The following is a 1,953-nucleotide window of genomic DNA, read 5'->3' as shown; positions in this document are numbered from 1 at the left end:
TGAAAACCACCGATATCGTGTGCAGCTCCATCAATATCGGCAGCACGCGCGCCGGTATCAATATGGATGCGGTCAAGTTGGCAGGCGAAACCATCAAACGCACGGCTGAAATTACGCCCGAAGGTTTCGGCTGCGCCAAAATCGTCGTGTTCTGCAACGCGGTGGAAGACAACCCATTTATGGCGGGCGCGTTTCACGGTTCGGGCGAAGCGGATGCCGTTATCAATGTCGGCGTATCCGGCCCGGGTGTCGTAAAAGCCGCATTGGAAAATTCAGATGCAACGACATTGACCGAAGTTGCGGAAGTCGTGAAGAAAACCGCTTTCAAAATTACCCGCGTGGGCGAACTTATCGGCCGCGAAGCCTCAAAAATGTTGAATATCCCGTTTGGTATTCTCGATTTGTCGCTGGCACCGACCCCCGCTGTTGGCGACTCGGTGGCGCGCATCCTTGAAGAAATGGGCTTGAGCGTCTGCGGTACGCACGGCACGACGGCTGCCTTGGCATTGCTGAACGATGCCGTGAAAAAGGGCGGCATGATGGCTTCCAGCGCGGTCGGCGGTTTGAGCGGCGCGTTTATCCCCGTTTCCGAAGATGAAGGCATGATTGCCGCCGCCGAAGCAGGCGTGCTGACGCTGGACAAACTCGAAGCGATGACCGCTGTCTGCTCCGTTGGTTTGGATATGATTGCCGTACCCGGCGATACGCCTGCTCATACCATTTCCGGTATCATCGCTGACGAAGCCGCCATCGGCATGATCAACAGCAAAACCACTGCCGTGCGCATTATTCCGGTAACCGGAAAAACCGTCGGCGACAGCGTCGAGTTCGGCGGCCTGTTAGGCTACGCGCCTGTAATGCCGGTCAAAGAAGGCTCATGCGAAGTGTTCGTCAACCGAGGCGGTAGAATCCCGGCTCCGGTTCAATCGATGAAAAACTGATTGGATTGATAAATAAAAGGCCGTCTGAAATTGATTTTCAGACGGCCTTTTTGTGTTTGCAGGCTGATTATTTGAACATATTTTTAATAATGCCCATTACGCTGCGGGAAATGGCGTTGGTCACTTGACGGTTGATTTGGCTGCCGATGGCGTCGGCAACGTTGTAGCCCAAACCTTGGCCGGATTTTTTACGTCCGCCGCTCAAACCGCCGATTAGTCCGCCGAGGATGCCGGGATCGGCATTGGTGGCTTCTTTTTCTGCGGCTTTTTGTGCTTTTTCCTGCTCTTTGGCGGCATTTGCGGCTTCTTTTTCCGCGGCTGCTTGGCTGTCTGCTTCGGCTAAGGCTTCAAAAGCGGAGTAGTTGTCCACCATGTCTTTATAGGTCGGATACAAATCGTCGTTTTGGAACAAACGGTTGCGCTCTTCTGCGGCAAGCGGGGTTAAGGAAGATTGCGGCGGCAGGATGAGGGCGCGTTCTACCGGCTCGGGCATACCTTTTTCATCAAGGAAGGAAACAAGGGCTTCGCCGACGCCGAGTTCGGCAATCGCTTCGGCAACTTTGATGTTTGGGTTGCTACGGAAGGTTTCGGCAGCGGCTTTGACTGCTTTTTGGTCGCGCGGTGTAAAGGCACGTAGGGCGTGTTGTACGCGGTTACCCAGTTGGCCGAGAATGGTATCGGGTAAGTCAAGCGGGTTTTGGGTAACGAAATATACGCCCACGCCTTTGGAACGGATCAGGCGCACAACTTGTTCGATTTGTTCGACCAGCGCATTGGCGGCATTGTCGAACATCAAATGCGCTTCGTCGAAGAACATCACGAATTTTGGTTTGTCCAAATCGCCGACTTCGGGCAGGGTTTCAAACAATTCTGCCAGCATCCACAGCAAAAATGCGCTGTACATACGCGGCGAACGCATCAGTTTTTCGGAATTGAGGATGTTGATGATGCCTTTGCCGTTGTCGGTTTGCATCCAGTCTTGCAGGTTGAGGGAAGGTTCGCCGAAGAATTT

At 53.7% G+C, this 1,953-nt stretch carries 2 protein-coding genes; one reads left to right on the top strand and one right to left on the bottom strand.

What is annotated here, in order from left to right; all coding sequences use genetic code 11:
• A partial coding sequence (locus ACTHS3_RS12075; protein WP_440368045.1) for a PFL family protein occupies nucleotides 1-941 on the top strand: 941 nt, incomplete at its 5' end.
• Between the two features lie 67 nt (nucleotides 942-1,008).
• Here the strand turns inward: ACTHS3_RS12075 and ACTHS3_RS12070 are convergent.
• The coding region (locus ACTHS3_RS12070; RefSeq protein WP_440368044.1) for a helicase HerA-like domain-containing protein at nucleotides 1,009-1,953 on the bottom strand (945 nt) is incomplete at its 5' end.

The sequence above is a fragment of the Neisseria sp. P0009.S007 genome, assembly GCF_051962515.1.
Note: the sequence above shows the minus strand (reverse complement) of the source record. Positions and strands in the feature narration are given on the sequence as shown.